Source organism: Niveispirillum sp. (assembly GCF_017996735.1).
Classification (GTDB): Bacteria; Pseudomonadota; Alphaproteobacteria; order Azospirillales; family Azospirillaceae; genus Niveispirillum.
Map to the genome: position 1 here is coordinate 22,720 of NZ_JAGOGJ010000049.1, position 21,722 is coordinate 44,441.

The 21,722-nt window shown below is 64.8% G+C and carries 18 protein-coding genes; 7 read left to right on the plus strand and 11 right to left on the minus strand.

The features are described from left to right. Window positions 1-6 precede the first annotated feature (6 nt). Entirely contained in the window at window positions 7-324 is a 318-nt protein-coding gene (locus KBA48_RS16340; RefSeq protein WP_292908238.1) for a 2Fe-2S iron-sulfur cluster-binding protein, read from the plus strand. Window positions 325-412: 88 nt separating this feature from the next. Here KBA48_RS16340 and KBA48_RS16345 read toward each other — a convergent pair whose 3' ends face one another. The 10 genes from KBA48_RS16345 to KBA48_RS16390 all read right to left on the minus strand — a co-directional run bounded on the left by KBA48_RS16345 (window position 413) and on the right by KBA48_RS16390 (window position 12,953). Next, complete coding sequence (locus KBA48_RS16345) at window positions 413-1,000, minus strand: carboxymuconolactone decarboxylase family protein (RefSeq protein ID WP_292908240.1); 588 nt, start codon at window positions 998-1,000, stop codon at window positions 413-415. 61 nt (window positions 1,001-1,061) lie between these two features. Beyond that, complete coding sequence (locus KBA48_RS16350) at window positions 1,062-1,820, minus strand: SDR family oxidoreductase (RefSeq protein WP_292908242.1); 759 nt, start codon at window positions 1,818-1,820, stop codon at window positions 1,062-1,064. Next, the gene (locus KBA48_RS16355) at window positions 1,817-3,577 is read right to left on the minus strand and encodes a hydantoinase B/oxoprolinase family protein (protein WP_292908244.1); all 1,761 of its coding nucleotides are present in this window, start codon (window positions 3,575-3,577) and stop codon (window positions 1,817-1,819) included. The genes KBA48_RS16350 and KBA48_RS16355 overlap by 4 nt, the downstream gene beginning before the upstream one ends. A gap of 13 nt (window positions 3,578-3,590) precedes the next feature. Next, entirely contained in the window at window positions 3,591-5,666 is a 2,076-nt protein-coding gene (locus KBA48_RS16360) for a hydantoinase/oxoprolinase family protein (RefSeq protein WP_292908246.1), read from the minus strand. Window positions 5,667-5,681: 15 nt separating this feature from the next. Then, window positions 5,682-6,617 (minus strand): 3-keto-5-aminohexanoate cleavage protein, encoded by a 936-nt coding sequence (locus KBA48_RS16365; protein ID WP_292908248.1) that lies wholly within the window; start codon window positions 6,615-6,617, stop codon window positions 5,682-5,684. A gap of 86 nt (window positions 6,618-6,703) precedes the next feature. Next, window positions 6,704-8,005, minus strand: coding sequence for an MFS transporter (locus tag KBA48_RS16370; RefSeq protein WP_292908250.1), 1,302 nt, complete (start codon window positions 8,003-8,005; stop codon window positions 6,704-6,706). A 118-nt stretch (window positions 8,006-8,123) separates the two neighbouring features. Then, window positions 8,124-8,897 (minus strand): SDR family NAD(P)-dependent oxidoreductase, encoded by a 774-nt coding sequence (locus KBA48_RS16375; RefSeq protein WP_292908252.1) that lies wholly within the window; start codon window positions 8,895-8,897, stop codon window positions 8,124-8,126. A gap of 23 nt (window positions 8,898-8,920) precedes the next feature. Continuing rightward, window positions 8,921-10,078, minus strand: a complete 1,158-nt coding sequence (locus KBA48_RS16380) for a serine hydrolase (protein WP_292908254.1) — start codon at window positions 10,076-10,078, stop codon at window positions 8,921-8,923. A 23-nt stretch (window positions 10,079-10,101) separates the two neighbouring features. Then, window positions 10,102-12,270 (minus strand): TonB-dependent receptor, encoded by a 2,169-nt coding sequence (locus tag KBA48_RS16385; RefSeq protein ID WP_292908256.1) that lies wholly within the window; start codon window positions 12,268-12,270, stop codon window positions 10,102-10,104. 107 nt (window positions 12,271-12,377) lie between these two features. Further along, window positions 12,378-12,953 (minus strand): cupin domain-containing protein, encoded by a 576-nt coding sequence (locus KBA48_RS16390; protein ID WP_292908258.1) that lies wholly within the window; start codon window positions 12,951-12,953, stop codon window positions 12,378-12,380. Window positions 12,954-13,348: 395 nt separating this feature from the next. Between KBA48_RS16390 and KBA48_RS16395 the strand changes: the two genes are divergently transcribed. After that, the gene (locus KBA48_RS16395; RefSeq protein WP_292908260.1) at window positions 13,349-14,161 is read left to right on the plus strand and encodes a GntR family transcriptional regulator; all 813 of its coding nucleotides are present in this window, start codon (window positions 13,349-13,351) and stop codon (window positions 14,159-14,161) included. Between the two features lie 33 nt (window positions 14,162-14,194). Here KBA48_RS16395 and KBA48_RS16400 read toward each other — a convergent pair whose 3' ends face one another. Further along, a complete protein-coding gene (locus KBA48_RS16400; RefSeq protein WP_292908262.1) occupies window positions 14,195-15,079 on the minus strand; it encodes a CoA ester lyase in 885 nt (294 codons plus the stop codon). A 289-nt stretch (window positions 15,080-15,368) separates the two neighbouring features. Here KBA48_RS16400 and KBA48_RS16405 point away from each other — a divergent pair, with 289 nt between their 5' ends. From KBA48_RS16405 to KBA48_RS16425, 5 genes are all read left to right on the plus strand, one after another. Further along, on the plus strand, window positions 15,369-16,445 hold the full coding sequence (locus KBA48_RS16405) for a PepSY domain-containing protein (RefSeq protein WP_292908264.1): 1,077 nt from the start codon (window positions 15,369-15,371) through the stop codon (window positions 16,443-16,445). A 166-nt stretch (window positions 16,446-16,611) separates the two neighbouring features. Then, complete coding sequence (locus KBA48_RS16410) at window positions 16,612-18,690, plus strand: TonB-dependent receptor (RefSeq protein WP_292908272.1); 2,079 nt, start codon at window positions 16,612-16,614, stop codon at window positions 18,688-18,690. A 23-nt stretch (window positions 18,691-18,713) separates the two neighbouring features. After that, window positions 18,714-19,844, plus strand: coding sequence for an FAD-binding oxidoreductase (locus tag KBA48_RS16415; protein ID WP_292908266.1), 1,131 nt, complete (start codon window positions 18,714-18,716; stop codon window positions 19,842-19,844). Between the two features lie 42 nt (window positions 19,845-19,886). Then, window positions 19,887-20,300 (plus strand): Rid family hydrolase, encoded by a 414-nt coding sequence (locus KBA48_RS16420; protein WP_292908268.1) that lies wholly within the window; start codon window positions 19,887-19,889, stop codon window positions 20,298-20,300. Further along, window positions 20,287-21,642 carry an FAD-binding oxidoreductase gene (locus KBA48_RS16425; RefSeq protein ID WP_292908270.1) on the plus strand — a complete coding sequence of 452 codons (1,356 nt, stop codon included), beginning with the start codon at window positions 20,287-20,289 and terminating at the stop codon, window positions 21,640-21,642. The genes KBA48_RS16420 and KBA48_RS16425 overlap by 14 nt, the downstream gene beginning before the upstream one ends. The last annotated feature ends 80 nt before the right edge of the window (window positions 21,643-21,722 follow it).

Sequence of the window (21,722 nt, forward strand, 5' to 3'; positions counted from 1 at the left end):
AATGAAATGCCTAAGCTGATCATTGTGACCCGTGATGGTAGCGAACATGAGGTCGACGGCCGCGCCGGTCAGTCGATCATGGAGAATATCCGGGACAGCGGTTTTGACGAGTTGCAGGCAGTATGCGGCGGCTGCTGTTCGTGCGCCACCTGCCATGTCTATATCGACCCGGCCTTTGCGGCCAGCCTGCCGCGCCTCAGCGAGGATGAGAACGACCTGCTGGAAGGCTCCGACATGCGTGACGACAGGTCGCGCCTGTCCTGTCAGATCAAGTTCAGCGACGCCATGGCGGGCCTGCGCGTGATCATCGCCCGGGAAGATTGAGCCTTCTTCCGTCGGCACGGGTACCATCGGTCAAAATGCTTGATCGATGGTACCCGTGCCGACGGGCGCGGCGCCTGCCCCCCGGACCTCACCCGTGCTTGCCGATATCCCACCCGTGGGGTGAGAGGTGGGTTTGCGCGAAGTGTCGGGGCGTCTCTTCCAATGTCGTGCCGACCGTGTCATTCCAGCGGTTGAAAAAACCGTAAAGCGCGATCACCGACACGATCTCCACCTGCTGTTCCCGGCTGAAATGGCGGGCCAGATCGGCAAAGTCGGCGTCGCTGACCGCATTGGGCACCTGGCCCGCGCCAACGGCGACGCGCAGCACCGCCCGTTCGGCGTCGCTGAACAGGGGGCTGCGTTCGAAATCCCAGATCGCGGCCAGTTTTTCCGCCGACACACCATTGCCGGCCGTTGCGGTGCCGGTATGGGCGGAGCAATAGCGGCAGCCGGCCGCCATGCTGGCCATGTATCCCGCCATCCATTTCAGGCCGGCATCGACCGTGCCCGTCAGCATGATGGCGGCCCACAGGGCGCCGCTGGCCTGCAGGATATCGGGCCGCCAGGCCAAGGTCGGCACGCTGTTGGGCAGTTCGTGGAAATCGCTGCCGATGAAGGACAGATCGATGCCGCGGGCCGCCATCTCCTCGGCGGTCAGGGGGGGGATGCGCGCCATGGACGTTTCCTTTCTCATCCTTGTCTACGCGCCATGTGGCGCGCGGCGGCAATTGCCGCTCTCATTCCCATTCGACATTGCCGTCGACGGCGATCAACTGTCCCGTGACATGCTTGGCCGCATCCGACGACAGGAAGACGGCCATGTCGCCGATCTCTTCCGGCTGGATCTTGGCGCGCAGCGAGATGTAGCGCAGGAACTCCGCTTCCACCGTCGCGGCGTCGGTGCCACGCCCGGCGGCGATGCCGGCCATGATGCCGCGCATGCGTTCACTGTCGACAAAGCCCGGCCGGATGGCATTGACCCGGATATTGTCGGGCCCCAGTTCCCGCGCCGCCGCCCGTGTCAGCCCCTCCAGCGCCCATTTCGAGGCAATATAGGGGGAGCGGTTGACGGGCAGGGTGGTGACGGAACCGGTGGAGATATTGACGATGGACCCGCGCCCCTGCGCCTTCATCAGCGGGGTGACGGCCCGCATCATGAAAAAGGCGCCATGAACATTCACCTCGAAACAGGTGCGCCAGCCCTGGTCGCAGATATCGACCAGAGGGCCGATCTGCCCGGCAATGCCGGCATTGTTGACCAGCGTATCGACCCCGCCCCAGCGGTCGCTGACCACACGGACGAACCGGTCCACCGCATCGGCGTCCGACACGTCCAATGCCATGGCGATCAGGCCGGGATGGGCTTCGGCCGCCTTGTCCAGCCGGCCCTGATCGGCGTCGCAGATGGCGACGTCGGCACCGGCGGCCAGGAACCGTTCGACGATGGCCAGGCCGATACCGGCGGCGCCGGCCGTAACGATGACACGCTGCTTCATGATGCGGCCCTCAATGCCTGCGTGGCGGAAAGGTCGGGATGGCCGGTTGTGTCCAGGGCCACGCGATAGATGTCGCGGGCGCGTTCAGGCGACAGATAGCCTTCGCGCACGGCCTCGGCCACGCTCTCCGGCGTCCGCGACAGCGGATCGCCATAACCGCCGCCACCGGCGGACACGGCCGTGATCATGTCGCCTGCCCGGATATTGACCAGGGCGCAGGCGGGCAGCGCCTCGCGTTCACCATCGGCCCGGTCCAGCCACTGATCGGCCCGGCCACCCGTTCCGCCGCCGCGCACGCCCAGCGGCGCGTTCACATGCCCGTCGGAGCCATAGCCAATGTCGAAGGCACCGACCAGCGGCCCGAATTCCACGATGGTGGAGGGCGCGCCCGTGAATCGGCCCGGCCCCTCGCTATCGGGCAGGAAACCGCGCCGCTTGACCAGCAGCGGCTGGTAAAGCTCGTCCAGTTCCACCCCGTCGATGCAGCACATGCCGGCATTGCCGACATGGGCCGTGGTCCACCAGGCGTCGGCCTGCGGGCTGGCCGCCCCGCCGGAGAAGGCCAGGAAGATCTGGTTGACGAAGGCCTTGCCGGTGCGGGCATCGATGCCGGAAATGACCCCGGCCGACGGCGCGATCACGGCCCCCACCTCTGCCATGCCGAACCCGTCGCCCAGGTCGGCGATGGCCACCTGTACCGCATTGGCCACGCGGTCGGCGATGTTGGTGGTGGCGGTGGAACAGCTATAGGGATGTTCGGTGATGCCGGCGATGCAGCCCCGGCGCAGCACGACGTCGATGCGGCGGAAGGCACCGGCATTCTTGGGCACGCGATGGTCCAGCGAATTGAACACGCCGATCATGGCGGCGGTCCGGGCACAGGCCTCGCTGAGATTCATGCCGCAGGGCAGGCTGTCGGGATTATCGGTCAGGTCGACCCGGATGCGCCGGGCGGCACTGTCCACCGCCACCTTGGCGGTGATGGTGACGCCGGTTTCCGGCATGCCGGGGAAGGCGTCATGCGTGCTGCTGGCCTGGGCCTGTCCGTCCGGCAGGTTGGCCAGCGCCTCCACCATGGCGGCTTCGGAATAATCGAACCATTGGCCGGAGAAGGTTTCCAGCCGGTCCCACCCCAGTTCCCGCCCCATGGCGAGCAGTTCCTTCTCCCCGATGCGCACGGCGCCGACCATGGCCAGATAATCGCCGCGCCATTGTTCGGGCACGCGGATACGCATCTCGCACATGCGGATGATGTCGCCGATATCCTGGTAATCACGCTGTACCTGCACCGCCGGGAAGATCAGCGCGCCCTCATGATACAGGTCGCGGGCATTACCCATATAGGTGGTAGGTTCGGAATTGCCGATATCCGCCTGATGCGCCTTGGCCAGCACCGTGAACCGGTGGGTGCCGTCATCATCGATGACGGGGACCAGCAAGGTCAGGTCCGCCGGGTGCGAACAGCCATGATAGGGTGAATTGTGCAGGAAGGCGTCACCGCGTTTCAGCACCGGGTGGAACTGCTTCATGGTGCGGGCCATCATGTCGGGCCCGGCCAGCACATGGATGGGCAGGCTTTCCGCCGCCGCCAGCAGGTCGCCCGCATCGGTGACGATGCAGCAGGAAAAATCCCGCGCGCGGTTCAGCACACCTGACCGCCCGGTGCGCAGCAGCGTGTTGGCCATCTTGCGCACCACGCCCTCGAACCGGCTGTTCAGGATGGCAAGATCGGCGCCGTTCAGCTTCATGTCGCTCATGCTTGTTTCCCCTTCACGCGCGGCCGGCCGGATGGATCAGGATGCTGCCCGCCGCCGATCGCTGCGCCGTGGCGGCCGGATCGACGACGATGGTGGTGAAGGCGCTTTCGATGATGCAGGGACCCGCCATCACCCGGTCCGCTTCCATCGCTTCCAGCCGGTAAATGGCGGTATCGACCCAGCCGGTTTCCTTGAACCAGGCCGAACGCCGGCGATCCTGTCCCGCCGTCGCGGCGCCGGCATCCAGACGGAAGTCGCGGAAGGGCCGGACCTGACAGCGCATGGTGGCCCGCAGCCCCACGATTTCCACCGCCGATGACGGATCATCGATGGTGAAGATCTGGCGATGGGCGGCATCGAAGGTGCGGCGGAAATGCTCCACATCCTCCTGTCCCACGAACCGCAGCAGGGGCAAGGCGACGTCGATATCCCAGACCTGATTTTCGTATCGCGCTTCCGCCATGATGACGGGTTCGGCGGGGCGCGAAGGGTCGCCCGACCGGGCGGCAAAGGCGGCGCATTGGGCCGTCAGGTCGGCCAGCGCCGCGTTCACCTTGTCGAAATCGAAGCGTGCCGTGCTGGTGAACAGGCTGGCTGCAAATTCGCCCGTCACTTCGGACATCATGGCGCCCGCCGCGCTCAGCGCCGCCCCCGTTTCCGGGATGATCAGCCGTTCGCAACCCAGACGCCGCGCGATGAAGGTGGAATTCAGACCCGCCGCACCGCCGCCGCCGATCAGCACGGATTTGGCCGGGTCGATCCCCTGTGCCACCGTGATGTCGGCGATGGCCTGCACCATGTTTTCCGTCGACAGGTGGATGATGCTCCAGGCCGCTTCCTCCACGCTGATACCCAGCGGGATCGCGACATCGCGCTCGATGGCGGCGCGGGCGCCGGCCAGGTCCAGCTTCATGGCGCCGCCCAGGAAAAAGTCGGGGTCCAGGAAGCCCAGGGCCAGGGAGGCGTCGGTGACCGTCGGGCGTGTTCCGCCCCGGCCATAGCAGACGGGACCCGGCACGGCACCGGCACTTTCCGGCCCGACATGCAGCAAGCCACCCGCGTCGACGCGCGCGATGGAGCCGCCGCCGGCACCGACACTTTTCACCTCCACCGACGGGTAGCCCACCAGATGGCCGCGCGTCGGCTGCCCGATCCACAATTCCCGCGTCATCGGCACCCGGCCGCCACGCACCAGCGAGATGTCATAGGTGGTGCCGCCCGTATCGGCCACGATGACGCTGTCGCCATTGCCTTCCAGGTCGGCATAATGCTGGCCCGCGATGGGGGCCATGGAGGGGCCGGAATTGATGATGCGGATGGGGTTTGCCGCGACCTCCGCCGCCGGCATCATGCCGCCGGAACTGGTCAGCACCATCACTTTGCCCTTGAACCCCGCCTCGCGCATCCGCGCTTCCAGCCCGCCCAGATAGCGGCCCATAAGCGGCTTCAGCGCCGCGTCGATGGCGGTGGATGAGGCCCGGCGGAACTCCCGCAGGCTGGGGTTCACCTGATGCGACAGGCTGACCGGCACGCCCGGCAGACCCGCCGCCAGGGCGGCACCCACCCGCAATTCATGCGCGGGATTGATGGTGGACCACAGAAGACAGACGGCCACCGCCTCCACCTTCTCCGCCCGCAAGCGGTCGATGATGCTGGCCAGGGCCGCCTCGTCCAGCGGCTGGTGGACGGACCCGTCATGGATCAGACGCTCCGGCACCTCGAAGGTCAGCGCGCGGGGCACGAAGGGTTTGGGATAGGGGACTGAATGGTTGAACGGCTCGATCCGCCCGCCCTCGCGCAGGGTCAGGATATCGCGGTGCCCTTCGGTCACCAGCAGGGCGGCTCGTGCCGTGCGGCCGGTGATGATGGCATTGATGGCGTGGGTCGTGCCATGGATGAAGGTATCGCCCCGGTCCAGCAATGTCGCCAGGTCCAGCCCGCGATCCGTCGCCGCCAGGGTCAGGGCCGCCAGAACCCCCTGCACCGGATCACCCGGCACGGTGGAGGCCTTGTACATGCTGATCCGGCCATCATCCTCTTCCACGACAAGGTCGGTAAAGGTGCCGCCGGTATCGGTTGCAAAGCGCATGATCCATCCCCGCCCTTAAAACCCAACCCGGTCCGGACCCTTCAACGCCAGCATGGCGCGGGCCTCGTCCGGGGTGGCGATTTCCATGCCCAGTTCGGTCAGGATCGTCCGGATCTTGCGCACCTGTTCGGCATTGCTCTTGGCCAACTGGCCGCGTCCGATCATCAGGCTGTCTTCCAGCCCGACACGCACATTGCCGCCCAGCATGGCCGACATGGTCAGGAACCGCATCTGCATGCGGCCGATGCCAAAGGCCGACAGGTAATAGTCATTGCCGAACAGCCGGTCGGCGGTTTGCTTCATCGCCGTCAGGTTTTCCAGATCGGCCCCGATGCCGCCCAGCACGCCGAAGATGCCCTGGATCAGGAAGGGCGGCTTGATCAGGCCGCGGTCGGCGAAATGCGCGACATTGTAGAGATGACCCAGGTCGTAACATTCATATTCGAACTTGGTGCCATGGCCTTCGCCCAGTTCGCGGATGATGCGTTCGATCAGCGCGAAATTATGGTTGGCGGCAAAACGCTTGCTGGCCTCCAGGAACGGCTTTTCCCAGGGATGCTTCCATTCCGGGTATTTGTCGGCCAGGCCGAACACGCCGAAATTCATCGACCCCATGTTCAGCGAGGTCATTTCCGGCAGGGCGCGCAGCGGGGCGGCCAGCCGGTCATCCTCGCTGAAACCCGGCGCCCCACCCGTGGTGATGTTGATGACGGCGTCGCAGCGCTGCTTGATCTGCGGCAGGAACTGCATGAACAGGTCGGGATCGGGCGAGGGACGGCCATCGATCGGGTCGCGGGCATGCAGGTGCAGGATGGCGGCGCCGGCCTCTGCCGCTTCCACCGACTGGTCGATGATCTCCTGCGGGGTGATGGGCAGGTAGGGCGACATGGTCGGGGTGTGCAGCGATCCCGTGATGGCACAGGTGATGATGACCTTGTCGGATTTACGCATGGGTTTTCTCCTGAAGTCGGGGCAAGGTCTGCCCCTTCGGCGCCCAAGGGGCGGCCGCTTGTCGTGGTTTTAAGGGTTCGAAAGGATCAGGCGTCGGCGGTCATGGCGGCCCGTGTCGGCGCCCGGCTGAACCAGGCGAAGACCGCACCGGCCAGACCGAAGATGAAAGTGGCCAGCAGCAGGGACGATCCCAGGGCCTTGTCATCGCCGAAAACCCGGTCGGTGAAGATGCCGATGCTGGCCGGTCCCATGCCGATGGCGGTGAAGGTGACCGCCGCCATGAAGCACGCGCTGGTCACCCCGCGCAGCCGCTCCGGCGTCAGCAACTGGATGCCCGACAGGCCCGGCGGGGCGGCGGCAGTGAGCGTGATGTTCAGCAGTGCGTAGCTGAGCAGCGACAGGGTCTTGTTGTCACTGGTGCAGAACAGGACCGCCAGCGGCAGTGACAGCAGCAGCATGCCGGCGATCACCAGACCGGGGGCGCCTATCACGCCCTTGGCCTGCAACCGGTCGGTCAGATAGCCGCCCGTCAGATGCCCGACCGGACCGGCCACCAGCACCACCATGCCCACCAGATACCCGGCTTCCGCCGGGGCCAGACCGAAATTGCGGATATAGAAGGTGGGCGACCAGGCGGCGTAGGACTGGACCAGCAGGATCGCCGATGCCGCCGCCGCCGTGTGCAGCAGATAGGCGGCGCGATGCCGGCCGATATGGGCGAACACTTCGCGCAGGCCCGGCTTTGCCTGGGTGGTGACCGGCCGGGCCGGTTCCCGCACCGTCAGCAGCAGCAGGGCGACCAGCACGCCCGGCGCCGCCGCCGCGATGAACAGCCCCTGCCAGGGCGACAGATGGCCCCAACCCGGCAGCATGGCCCCGCCCCGCGTCGTCAGCCAGGCCAGGACAAGCCCGCCCACGATCAGAGCGACCGATTTGCCCAGCGAGGCGCCCATGGTGAAGGTGCTGACGGCGCGTGACAGTTTCGACCGGGTGAAATAGGCCGCGATCAGCGACATGGCCGCCGGCACCAGCGCCGCCTCTCCGAACCCGACGGCGATCCGGGCGACGAACAGGCTGTTGAACGAGGTGGCAAGGCCACAGGCCGCCGTCGCCACACTCCACACCAGGATGCCCAGGACGATGATATTGCGGCGGTTGGCCCGGTCGGCCATCCATCCCAGTGGAATGGCGGCCACGGTGTACAGAATGACAAAGCCGGTACCGTGCAGCAGGCCCAGTTGTGTGTCGCTGAGCAGCAGTTCGGTCTTGATGGGCACCAGAACAAGGCTCATCACGAACCGGTCGACAAAGGAAATCAGGTGGGCAACGGACAGCAGCACCGCCACATACCAGGCATAGGCACTGTCCTTGCGCGTGCTGTCCGTCATTCCCGATCCCCCCGTTTTACTTTCATATTCCGTCACGCACCGGGCACTGCCCTCCGGCGGCTTGGCTCACGCCGCATGCGCGGCAGGCCGGCTGTCGCTGGGCTTCTAGCCACCGGTTTCAGCCGATGGTGGCCGAGATGCCTTCATCAATGACCAGCGTCGTGCCGAAGACGGGTCGTGCCGCATCCGACAGCAGGTAGAGTGCGGCGCCCGCGATCTCATCCGGCTTGGAAAAGGTGACGCCGCTGGGCGTCATGCGGCGCATGCCGTCCAGAACCTCGGCCATCTCCGGCGCGGTGCGCATCGCCTCGTTCATCGGGGTTTCGGTATTGCCGGGGGCAACCGCGTTGACATTGATACCGAAGGGCGCCAGTTCGGCGCCTGCCACCCGCGTCATCATGACGATGGCGGCCTTGGACGCGCAGTAGATGGCAAAACCCTTCACGCCGATGGTACCGGCCACCGACGCAAAATTCAGCACCTTGCCCCGGCCCCGTGCCTTCAGGTGCGGTACGGCCGCCTGCAGACAGTTCCAGGTCCCCTTGAGGTTGATATCCACCATGCGGTTCATGGTGTTCGCCGGCGTGTCGCCAACGGGGCTGGGTTCGAACACGCCGGCGGCATTGACCAGGATGTCCAGCCCGCCGAAATCCGCCGTCACCTGCTTAAGCAGGGCGGTCACGGCGGCCTCGTCCCGGACATCGGCGGCATAGGCGCGGGCGGTGCCACCGCCTGCGTTCACGGCATCCACCACGGGGGCGGCCTTGGCGATGGAACTGCTGGCCACGATGGCGACATTTGCGCCCCGGGCGCCCAGCGCCTTGGCCACCGTGGCACCGATGCCGGAACTGCCGCCGGTCACCAGGGCCACTTTTCCTTTGAATTCGGACATTTTCCCCTCCCTGGGGGTCAGGATCAGATGATGGCTTGTTTGCCGAGTGCCGCCTGGACCAGGGCCTCGCACCGGTCGCCCATGCCGGCACCTGCGCACATCAGATTGGGGCTGTAGCTGAAGGCGAGGCCGGCTTCCGGATCGGCGATGCCGACGGCCCCGCCTGCGCCGGGATGGCCGAAGGCGCGCGGATTGGCGCCGAACCCCAGCATGGGCGGATAATTCAGGAACAGGCCCAGCCCATAGCGGAAGGGCCGGTCGGTCATGCCGCAGATGCCGCGCCAGCTTTCGGTTCGCATCTCCTCCACCAGGGCGGGGGAGAGCAGATGGAAACCGTCCAGCGTGCCGCCATTGGCCAGCGTCGCATAGACACGGGCGATGGCGCGGGCATTGCCGTGACCGTTGGAGGATGGGAACACGGCCCGGCGATAGGCCGGTTCGTTATAGGGGTTGGCCGAACTGGGCCGCACGCGCCATGCACGGCCCAGCTTGGTGGTTTTGTCCTTGGCCTGGACAAAGGTGACGCTGCCGGGATTGGGCATGATGTCGGACACGCGGTGCATGTCCGCCTCCGCCACCCCGAACCCGTAATCAATGCCCAGCGGCCGCGCGATTTCTTCGCGGAAGAAGACATCGATCATGCGGCCATCCACCCGCCGCACCATTTCCCCCAGCAAATAGCCGGCGGTCATGGAATGATAGGCGCCCTGGGTGCCCGGTTCCCATTCCGGCTTCTGTGCGGCCAGGGCCTGACACATCAAATCCCAGTCATAGGCCGAGCCGTCGGGGGCGGCATCAGCAAAAAGAACGCCGGTAAGGGCCGACAGCAGCATGCGGACGGTGGTCTTTTCCTTGCCGGCCTGGCCGAATTCGGGCCAGTAGTCGGTGACGCGGGCCTCCAGATCGACCTTGCCCCGGTCGATCAACATCAGCAGGCACAAGGCCGCCATGGATTTGCCCACGGACATCATGCAGCAGATCGTATCCTGCTGCCAAAGGGCGCCGGTGGCGACATCCGCCACCCCGCCCCACAGGTCGACAACCTTTTTTCCGTCCCGGTAGATGCAGACGGCGGCGCCGATTTCGCCCCGGTCGCGGAAATTCTCGATGAAGGTCTCCCGCACCCCGGCAAAATCCGGGTCGCAGGTGCCATCGATATGAAGCGGGGATGCAGAAGACATTTCCAGACCCTGTGTCATGGCGGTCAGTAGGTGTAGGTCAGGCGCAGGCCATAGGTGCGCGGGTCGCCCGGCGTGCCGGACGGCACGGCCGTGAAGGTGCCCGTGGAAACCAGATATTGCGTGTCGGACAGGTTGCGGCCGTACAGCACCACCTGCCAGTTGCCGCCTTCCGGGGCGAACCCGATGCTGGCATTCAACAGGTCGTAGCTGCCCATGGTCTGGATCGGGTCATTGACGACGGTGAAATATTGCCGGTCCTTCCAGCCATATTCACCGCGCACGAACGCCGAGCCGCCGCCGACATCGAAATTATACTGGCCATACAGCATGTAGGCCCATTTGGGGGAGGAGTTCAGGTACTTGCCCGAGGCGTCGATGGTGACGGCGGGGCTGGTGCCCGGGATCGGCGCCTGGGGATAGTTCTTGTAGCGGGCATTCAGATAGGTCAGCGTGGCGCCGATATCCAGGCCGGTCACGGGACGGGTCGTCAGTTCCAGTTCCACGCCATCGACCTTCGCGTCCGACGCGTTGGTGATGTCGGTGACGCCCGGCACCAGGAAGGACTGCACCTGCAGATCCTTGTAATCATAGGTGAAGGCGGACCCGTTCAGGCGCACGCGCCGGTCGGCGAACTCCGTCTTGAAGCCGGCCTCATAGCTCCACAGCGTTTCCGGGGCAAAGCCCTGGGCCGTGTTGCCGGAGGAGAAGTTGAAGCCACCCGACTTGAAGCCGCGCGTCGCCGACGCATACAGCATCACATCGTCCGTCACCTTGTATTCCGCCCCGAATTTCGGGGTCCAGGCCGTGTAATGGCCCTGGTTCAGATAGCGGCGCGGATATGTGGCCAAGGGCGCCCCGGTCGACAGGGTGTAGATGTTCAAATACTGGTCGAAATCCTTCTTTTCATCCGTATAGCGGATGCCGGCGGTCAGGGTGAACTGATCGGTGACGTCGAAGGACCCCTGGCCATAGCCGGACCAGGCCTTGGTATCGACGGTCGGGGCCGGGTTGGTCACACGGTTCAGGTTGAAGGCCGTGACAGTGGAAAAGGTGTCGATATGCTCATCGAAATAGTAAAGGCCCAGCACATATTTGAACCGGTCGAGCCGGCCCGACAGGTTCAGTTCCTCTGAAAGCTGGTCCTGATATTCCTGCTGGCGCGTTTCCTGCCGGTGCAGGTCGGTCGCGTCCGTGTCGGTGATATAGTTCAGGTCGCTCTTGCGATAGGCGGTCAGCGATTTCAGCACCGCCGCGTCGGAAAAGCTGTACGTGATCTCCGCCGATACGCCCTTGATCTTGCGGTCAGTGTCGCTGGGGCTGTCCAGCGCCACCTTGTGCCAGTCGCCCCGGATGGCTTCCGTCACCGGGTCCACGGCGCCGCCGGCCACGGGGCGGAACGGCTGCAGCAGGGCCTGATTACCGACGAAATGGCCATAATCAGCCAGGTAGTCGGCGCGGAACACCATCTCCAGCGCTTCGTTGGGCGTGGCGCGCAGGATGGCGCGCGTGCCCCAGGTATCCTCGCTGGCGCGGTCATTGCCGGACGGGACGACATTCTTGAAATAGCCGTCATGCTTGCTGCCCATTATCGACACGCTGCCATACAGCTTGTCTTCGATCAGCGGACCGCTGACATAGGCTTCGCCACGATAGAGATCGTAATTGCCGATGGTGGCCTGTGCCTTGGCCTTGACATTGTTGTCGGGCAGACGGGAGACGATGTTGATGGTGCCACCGACCGAGTTGCGGCCATACAGCGTGCCCTGCGGCCCGCGCAGCACCTCGATCCGCTCAACATCCAGGAAATTGTTGAAGACGGCGGCGGGGCGGGCCAGGTAGACGCCGTCCATATGGACCGTCGTGCTGGGATCGGAACCCGCGAAGACATTGTTCGACCCGATGCCCCGGATATAGAGCTGGGCGAAGGCGCCATTCTGGGCCACCACCAGATTGGGGGTGGAGCCGGCCAGATCCCGGACATCCTTGATGCCGGTTCTCTCCAGCGCGTCTGCCGTGAAGGCGGTGATGGCGAGGGGCGTTTCCTGCAACCGCGTGTCGCCCATCTTGGTCGCGGTCACGATGATCTCTTCCAGAACGTCGCTGTCCACCGCCTGCGCCAGGGCCGGCAAGGGGGCGAGTGTCATGGCGGTGGCAGTGGCCAACCACAGCGTGCGAAGCCTCAACATGTTCATGTCCCCGTCCTCCATTTGTATTCTTATATGAAAGAAATGCAGGCGTATCGGTACATTCAGCAATCGCCATGGATTGCTGCTCCGTATACCGCCCTGCCTCGACCAGATCAGATGTCGAAGGACAGGCCCTTCGACTGGAAATAGGCCAGATACTGCGCGCCGTGACCGGCGATCTCCTCCGCTGTTCGGGCGGGGAAGAAGATGTCGTTCACGTCGTGCTGGCCACCGGTGATGACCACCTGCAGCAACCCTTCCTTCTCACTGACATTGCGGAAGGCGCGGGCGATACCGGGCGGTACGGACAGGACGTCGAACGGGTCGAGCGTTACCGCGCTTTCCCCATTGTCGCCCAGGGTGAATTCGAACCGCCCCGAAAGCACCGTAAAGGTCTCAAACGTGCGGCGATGGGTATGCAACGAAGGACCCGTGCCCGGCGGACATGCGGCGTAGGTCATCGACATGTCCCCTGCGCCACGGATCGGCGCGACAGTGCCGAAGGGGCTGGGGGCGTCATCATCCCGCGTGATCACGGGCAGCAGACGGCGCGACCAGATCATGTCCGCAACAGGTTGCGGCAGATCGTGGCTGCGCTGCGTCTCGATCTCGACCAACTGTGCGAAGCGGGCAACGCGTCCGCCAGCGCTGGGGTCACCGGCGGCACCGGTGGCTGTTTGTATGTCCATGGCGTCAGTCCCCGATGAAGGTAAACCGCCTCTGCGCCCAGCCATCCCGTGCTTGTTGTGCGACTGTGTCTTGTCCTGTCGGGCGCCCCTTTAATCCGCCATAAAGTGTCGGCACTTTCAAGAAGGAATCTTCACATTTGGGAAACATTTTCATATGGATCGATTGGTATGCGCAAAAAATTCAATAAAAACAGTAGTGTAAGGATTTTGGTCAGATCATGCATATGAATGCCAGAAACCGGAAAGATAAATCTGTCGACACTATGGGGCGTTGCGTTATGCTGATTTCAGCCCGCTATGCAGGGTCGGGGAGGTTGTCGTAGCATCACGCCACGAAAAGGCTGCCAGACGGCCTGTCACGCGGGCGGGCAAGGATCGCAGGGGATAAAGCGATAATGACAAAAGCATCGACCGACGCACCGGGCAGGGTGCGTATTGGCGAGACAGCGAAGGGGCGAGCCCGTGTGCCGCGCCCTCCGGCACAGCAGGAGGAGGATGCAAGCGACTTTCAGACCGACATTGCCGGCGCCCCCTCACCCTTCGGCGCACCGAAGCTGATGGCGGACGGCAGCACCAAGACGACGCTGGTGCAACGTGTGCATGAAATGCTGATGCAGAGTCTGGATGAAGGCATCCTTCGGCCGGGTCAGCGGATCAAGGCGGCCGAACTGGCCAAGCGCCTGGGCGTCAGCCGCGCACCGGTGCGTGAGGCGCTGCATATTCTGGCGGGGCAGGGGCTGGTGGAACTGCTGCCCGACAAGGGCGCCATCATGCGTGAATTGTCGCTGGCCGATCTGATCCAGATCTACGAGGTGACAGGCCCGATCGCCAAGGTCGGTGTCGTGGCTGCCGCGCGCCGTATTGGCGAGGGCGACAATCGTCAGCGGGTGGAAGAGGCAATCGCCCGCATCCGCGCAGCCCGCGACGCCCCGCCCTCCTATAAATTCTATCTGGTCCTGAACGATTTCCACTATCTGCTGAACGAGATCGGGCAGAAGCCCTATGTGGATTATCTGCTGGGGCTGCTCAATCTGGAATATTGGAACCGGTTCCTGGCCGGTACCATCGACATGCGCCTGCATATTCCCGGCTATATCGCCAATTATAACCGCTTGGCCGATGCCGTGTTGGCGGGGGATGTCCGTGCGGCGTCGGCCGTCATGGACAGCCATGTCGAATGGTCGATCGCCCTGCTGGAACAATCGTGACCTGCCGGGCCGGGTTTTCTTTGCGTCAGCCTGTCAACCGCCTGAACCTGCCGTCGCTGGTATGATCCCCTGATCGTGCTGCCATCCCTGCCCATGCCGTTGCAGAAGGCGTTCGGCGCGGATGATGATGGGGGCGTCGATGAAACAACCGTCCAGCATGAAGGCGCCGCATCCGGATGCCTGGCGGGCCTGTGCGGACAAGATGATCCGCCGCGCCCGATCCAGTTCGGCCTGTGTGGGGGAGAAGGCTTCGTTCAGGATCGGCACGATCGTCGGATGGATGCAGGCCGCCCCGTCGAAGCCGAAGGCCCGTGCCTCGATCGCCGCCGCCTTGACCCCGGCAATGTCGGCATAGTCGGCGATGCCGTGGAAAAGGCCCAGGGACAGTTTGCCTGCCGCCTTGGCCGCGTAATGGACCATCAGCTTCGGCAGCCGGAGGATATGGGGCAGGGGTTTGGCGTCCATGGCGGTGGCCAGATCCTCTTCCCCGACGGTCAAGGCGACGACGCGGGGGGCCTGGGCGATCGTCGGCGCCGCCAGAAGGCCCGCCGGGTCCTCGATCATGGGGACGAAGCCCATCGGCGTTTGCCGGGCTGATGCGGGGCCGAGTTGGCGATCCAGATCCTCCGGGCAAGAGGCGGCATTCACCTTGGGTATGAAGATCCCGTCCGCGCCGGCCCTGTCCGCCGCCACCGCATCCTGGACAAGGCGCGCCCCCCTATTGACCCGCACGAAGACCGCCACCCCGGTGGCGCGCAGTAACGGAACCCATTGGGACATGGCCTCGCGCGCATCGGTCTTGCCCGCTTCCGGCACGCTGTCCTCCAGATCGATGATGATGGCATCGGCCCCCCGGGTTGCCGCCTTCGCCAGAAAGCGCGGGGTGTTTGCAGGGACATAAAGGTATGAGCGGAACAAGGCACTGCCTCCAGCCTGATCGTGGCCCCGCCAATTGAAGCGGCAGCGGTCGGAGCGTCGATGGCAAATAATCGAAGCGTGGCCCGGATAATCCGAAGGGCACGAATACCCGCCGGCAGCCGCGTGTCCCTGACCATAATTTCCGTTGGCCCGCCAAGCTTTATTGCAATCGACCGTCGTCATGATCCCGCCGATCCTTGGTGCCGGATCGGTCCCATCATGATGTTTCCGATCCACAGCAGATGGAGGGGAAATGTCGATCCGACCGGGTACCAGGAAGGTTTTGGTGATGACGCATCGCTATGCGTCCCTGTTCCTGGCCGCCTTTTGGCTTCTGCAGGTGCTGTCGGGCATTCTGCTGGTCTATGCGCGGGAACTTGACGACTGGATGCTGGACGCGTCGGGACAGCCCCCCCTCCATGCCGCCATCGATGACGCCATGCGGGAGATCGATGCAAGGAGCGTCCGGCCGCTGGAGTATTTCATCAGCGGCGGTCTGGACGGGCAGGTGGATATCCTGACCGATCCGGGAACGGGTGACCTGGATGTCTGGCGGGTTTCGGGTACGGATGGACAGGTGCAGCGGGTCACCGCCTGGACGGGCCCCTGGTGGCGGCTTTCCTTGGCGCGCGGCCTCCTGGTCTTCCACAAATCGCTGCTGGCGGGGCCGGTGGGCCGGATCGCCGTCATCATCAGCGGCCTGCTGCTTCTGATCACCCTTCTGGTCGGACTAAAACTCGCCTGGCCGGTGAAACGGCGCTGGCGGGCTGCATTGCTGCCGCAGCCTGTGCCCAATCCGGTGGCCCGATGGTTCGGCTGGCACCGTGCTGCAGGGCTATGGGTCTTTCCTTTTGTGTTGTTGATGGTGGTCACGGGGCTGGGTTTGCAGTTCCTGCCGGCCCTGGAACGCCTGACGGACAGCCGCGCGACGCCACCGGCACCCTGCACGGCAATGACCGCAGAGGCAGGGCCGGTGTCGGCGGCCGGCGCCGTGGACAGCGCCCGGCGGCGGTTTCCCGGTGCGGATATCGTCGTCGTCTCCCTGCCGGGTGCCACGCGCTGTTACCATGTCCAGATGCGGCAGCCTGGGGAATGGCGGCGGGTTTTCGGGACAACCCATGTCTATGTCGATGCCGCGTCGTTCGATGTCGTCGGTGTCCAGGACGCGTTGCAGACGGCGCTGCCGGCCCGGTTCGTGGTGGCGCTCTATACGCTGCATGCCGGTGAATGGGCCGGCAGCGCCGGCCGTATCCTCACCCTGTTGCTGGGCATGGTTTTCCTGGCCGTGATGGGCATGGGCCTGTGGCTCTGGTGGTGCCGGCGCGCGGTGCAGGCCCGTGGACGGCGGTCACGGACGACCTCCTGACCCGCATTCATATGAATGGCAATTAGGGGGTGCCTTCCAAAAATTATCATCGACGCGGATGGGGCGCTGCCACCATCATTCACTGGAAATCAAAACAAGAATCAAAGATCGCGACAATAACGGGATCGATGAACAGGGAAATATAGATCGGGGGTGTAAGGTGAAGATGTACAAATCGCGCTGGTTCCAGTTCCTTATTCTTTCAGCCTCCGCACTGCCGACGCTGGCTCAGGCACAGCCGGCACAGGATCAGGGGATTGTGCTGGAAGAAATTGTTGTGACGGCCGATCGTCGCAACAGCTTCAGTCAGGATTATTTGCAGGCCGGCGCCTTTCGTGATGCCCGCATCATCGATACGCCGCTGACTGTGTCGGTGATGAGCCGCGAATTGCTGGACGCCCAGCAGGCATCCAGCATCGTGGATGCGGTGCGCAACACCGCCGGCGTCACCCAGTCGCAGTTGAACGCCACCATCTACAGCAACCTGGCTGTGCGTGGTGTGGCCGTCGACAATCTGACGAACTACCGCTTCAACGGCGTCCTGCCGATCATCAACTTCATCGACATGCCGATGGAGAACAAGGATCGTGTGGAGGTGCTGAAGGGGGCGGCCGGCCTTTATTACGGTTTCGCCTCCCCCTCGGGTATCGTCAATCTGGTGACGTCGCGGGCCAGCGCAGAGCCGATCAACAAGGCCAGCCTGTCCGGCAACGTCCATGGCGCCTATGGCGGCCATGTCGATATCGGCCGGAAATGGGGCGATGTCGGGCTGCGGGTCAATGCCGCCGCCAATTCCCTGGAAACGGGCGTGGATGATACCAAGGGCCGCCGTTATTTCGCGTCCGCCGCCTTCGACTGGGACGTGACCGACGATCTGGAGATCATGCTGGATGCCGAATATATCGACAAGTCGGTCACGGAAGCCACGGAACTGGTGCTGCCGGCGGCCGTCAACGGTGTCATCACCCTGCCGGCCTTCCAGAAAAGCTCCCTGAACCTGGGGTCGGACTGGCTGCTGTCGGAAGGGTACGAATACAATCTGCTGGCCCGCGCCCGCTACACCATTTCCGCCGATTGGAGCCTGTCGCTGGGCACGGGTGAATCCTATCTGGAGCGTGATCGTCGCTATTCCTCCTTCTCCGGCTACAATCTGACCACCGGCAACGGCACGATGGGTCTGGCGCTGACCCACGGCAACGATTACCGCGCCCGCATCGTCAAGGGCGATCTGGCCGGCGTGGTGGAGACGGGGCCCATCAAGCACAACCTGCTGATCGGTGCCTCCCACTATACCCGTGACGCCAACATCCCGGCGGCCGTGCGCTACAGCTTCGCCCAGAATCTGTACAACCCGGTGGAGATCCCGGAGCAGCCGACGCCGCCCCGCAATATCACCAGCATCTCCCGCGTGAAGGAGGATGCGGTCTTCATCTTCAACCGCGCCAGCTATGATGAATGGCTGAATGTCACGGTGGGTTACCGCACCACCGATTACCGCGACCGCAACCTCACCACGACCTACAAGACCAGCCCGGATTCCTGGTCCTACGGCGCGCTGGTCAAGCCGCTGTCCTGGATCAGCCTCTACGGCAATTATATCGAGGGGCTGGAAGCCGGCATCATCGTGCCGCAGATCGCCACCAATGCCGGGCAAGTGATGCCGGCCGCGCTCAGCGAGCAGCGGGAATATGGCATCAAGCTGGAGCCGATGCGCGGCCTGCTGGTCACCGGCGCCTATTTCGACATTGACCGCGCCTCCTCCTACCTCAACGCGGCCAATCTGTATGTCCGGGACGGGGCCGCGAATTACAGCGGTTTCGAATTCTCCGCCACGGGTGAGGTCGACCGGAACCTGTCCGTCTCCGTCAGCGGTGTCTTCCTGGATGCCAAGCAGGAGACGGGCAGCGCCACGGTGCGTGGCAAGCGGATCGAGAATACTGCCAAGTTCAGCGGCTCCATCTTCGCTGAATACGGGATCGAGGCGCTGGACGGGCTGAAACTGTCGGCCGGGGCCTTCCGTGTGGGCAAGCGTGCTGCCAATGCCGTCAATTCCGCCTTCGTCAAGGGCTACACCACCTTCGACCTGGGCGCGCGCTATGAGATGGAATATGCGGAACAACCGCTGTCTATCCGCCTCTATGCCGAGAATGTGACGGGCAAGAAATACTGGGCGGCCACAGGCTCCAGCCTGCTGCAACAGAACGTTCCCTCCAACGTCAAGCTGTCGGTCTCGACATCCTTTTGAACCGGGTCCAGGGGCTTCTTGAAATGAAGTATGATGTCATCGTCATCGGCGGCGGGTTCGCGGGCGTTTCCACGGCCTATTTCCTGTCGGAAGGGGCGAAGGTCCTGCTGATCGAGCGGGAAAGCGCGCTCAGCACCCAAAGCTCCGGACGGTCGGCTGAACAGTTCACGGTCGGCATCGCCGCCGACACGATGCGCGCCTTGGGTGCCGCCAGCCGGTCCTTTCTGGAGGAACCGCCGGCGGTATTCGGTGAGGGATCGCTGCTGTCGCCGCGCGGCTGCCTGACGGTGGGATCGGTGGCGCAGCGTGACCGGCTGGAGGCGCTGGTGCGCCGTCTGCAGGATGCGCGGGCCGAGGTGCAGACCCTGTCGGGAACCCGGTCCCTGGACCTGTTCCCGGCGCTGCTGCCCGACGGTGTGGATATGGGCGTCTATGAGCCTGGGGCGGCCGATATCGACAGCAACCGGCTGCTTCAGGGTTATCTGCGCGGCGCCCGTGCCCGGGGTGCCGATGTGCTGACCAGCCATGCCGTGCAGCGCATCGACCGCACGGGTGGCGGCTGGCAGGTGACCACGGTGGAGGGCGTGTTCGAGGCGTCGGCCCTGGTCAATGCCGCCGGCGCCTGGGTGGATCAGGTGGCGGCGATGGCCGGCATCACGCCCATCGGCATCATGCCGATGCGGCGCACGGCCTTCACCTTCCTGGCGCCGTCCCGGTTCCAGGTCGACCATTGGCCGCATATCTTCAAGGTCGGCCGGCAATGGTACCTGAAGCCGGAGGCCGGCCGCTTCATGGGCAGCCTGGCGGAAGAGGTCCTGACCCCGCCCAGCGATGTCTATCCCGAGGATATCGACGTGGCGCAGGCCATCGAGAATATCCAGGCCGACACCAGCCTGGAGATCGGCCGGCCGCTGGGCACCTGGGCGGGCCTGCGCAATTTTGTGCCCGACCGCAACCCCGTGGGCGGTGCCCGCAAGGACGAGTCTGGCTTCTTCTGGGTGGCGGCCCAGGGCGGCTGCGGCGTGCTGACCTCGCCCGCCTTGGGCCGCAGTGTGGCGTCGATGGTGCTGGGCCGGCCGCTTCCCGACGATCTGGCCGGCTTCGGCATCGACCCGGCCAAGCTGTCGCCCGACCGGCTGCGTCCCCTTGCCTGAAGGGTTCCCCCTTCGCAAACACTGAAATCGAGAAGGATCGACATGACCCCCGATCACCCTACCGCGCCCGTGCGCAAGCGCTTCACCTCGGGCAGTGAGTTCGAGCGGCAGTATAATTACAGCCGTGCCGTGCAGGTGGGGAACCATCTGATGATCTCCGGCACCACCGGCTATGATTATGCCACCAGCACCCTGGCCGAGACGGCTGCCGCCCAGACGGAACAGCTTATCCGCAATGTGGAGAAGGTTCTGGCCCAGGCCGGCGGCACGCTCGCCGATATCGTGCGGGTGCGCATGTATCTGGCCTATGCCGCCGATTACGACATCATCATGGATGTCTATGCACGGGCGTTTGTGGGCATCTGCCCCGCCTGCACGACGGTCGAGGCCAAGCTGTTCGACCCCGCCATCCGCATCGAAATGGATATGGACGCCATAATCGATGCGCGCGCTTAGCCTCAGCCCCCATACACCCGATGATGTTCTGGAGCGGATCGAGGACAAGGCCCCCGCCTTTCCCCGCCGCGCCGACGCGGTAATCATCGGCGGCGGCATCATGGGTCTGTCCACCGCCTATTATCTGGCCGGTGCCGGCCTGAAGGTCGTGGTAATCGAGAAGGACCGGGTCGCGGGCCAGCAATCGGGTCGGAACTGGGGCTTCGTGCGGACCCAGTACCGTGACCCGGCGGAAATGCCCCTGGCCGTGACGGCGCTGAAGCTCTGGCGCGGGCTGGAGGCAGAGTTGGGTCAGCCCGTGGGCTGGCGGGAGACGGGCTGCCTGTTCGCCGCCGCCGACGAGGCCGAATATGCGGCGTTCGCCGCCTGGACGCGCCAGGTGGGCGACATGGCCCCGACCGCCCGTCTGTTGGACGCGGCCCAGACGGCCGCGCTGCTGCCCGCGTTGAGCCGGCCGTCAGCCGGTGCGCTTTATACGCCGGACGATGGTCAGGCCGAACCGGGACAGGCCACGTCCGCCTATGCCCGCGCCGCGGCGGCGCGCGGCGTGCAGGTGCTGGAGGATTGCGGGGCCGTGGCCATCGATGTGGCCGGCGGCCGCGTGACGGGGGTACAGACCGAACATGGGCTGATCACCGCCGGTATCGTCATCTGCGCGGCGGGCGCCGTCTCCCATGATCTGCTGCGCCCGCTGTCGCTGGTGCTGCCACAGAAGACGGTGCGCAATACCGTGTCGCTGACCACCCCGGCGCCGCCCCTGTCGGCGGCCTGCTTCTGCGGCTTCGGCATCGGGTTGCGGCAGCGGGCGGACGGGTCCTGCATCATCGCGGCGGAATCCATGTCCGATGTGGATGTCACGCTGGGGTCGTTCCGCAATCTGGGCTTCTTCCTGTCCAGCTTCCTGGTCAACCGGCATTCCTTCCGCCTGTCCGTGGGCCGCGCCCTGGTGGATGAGCTTCATGCCCTGCTGGTGCGGCCCAGGGCGGAGCGGCTGGTGGAACCGCGCCGGCCCTTCCTGCCGCCCAATGAGAAACGGGTGGAGATGATCCGCGACCTGCTGGGGCAGCTTTTCCAGGGCGCCGGGCCGGTCGGCATCGTCAAATCCTGGGCCGGGGCCATCGACGTGCTGCCCGACGCGTTGCCGGTGATCGATGCGGATACCGGTGTGTCCGGCCTGATCGTCGCCACCGGCTTTTCCGGCCATGGGTTCGGGTTGGGGCCGGCCGTCGGCACCACCGTCGCCGGGCTGGCACAGGGCCGACCGCCCGGTTTCGACCTGACGCCGCTGCGCCTGGACCGTTTCGCCAAGGGCACCTTCGGTCAGCCCCACGCCCCGCTTTGAGGAGAGTGCCATGACGCAAGACGCTGCCCATTACGCCGCCATCGCCGCCCGCCTCGCCCCGCAGGGCCGGGCCTTCATCG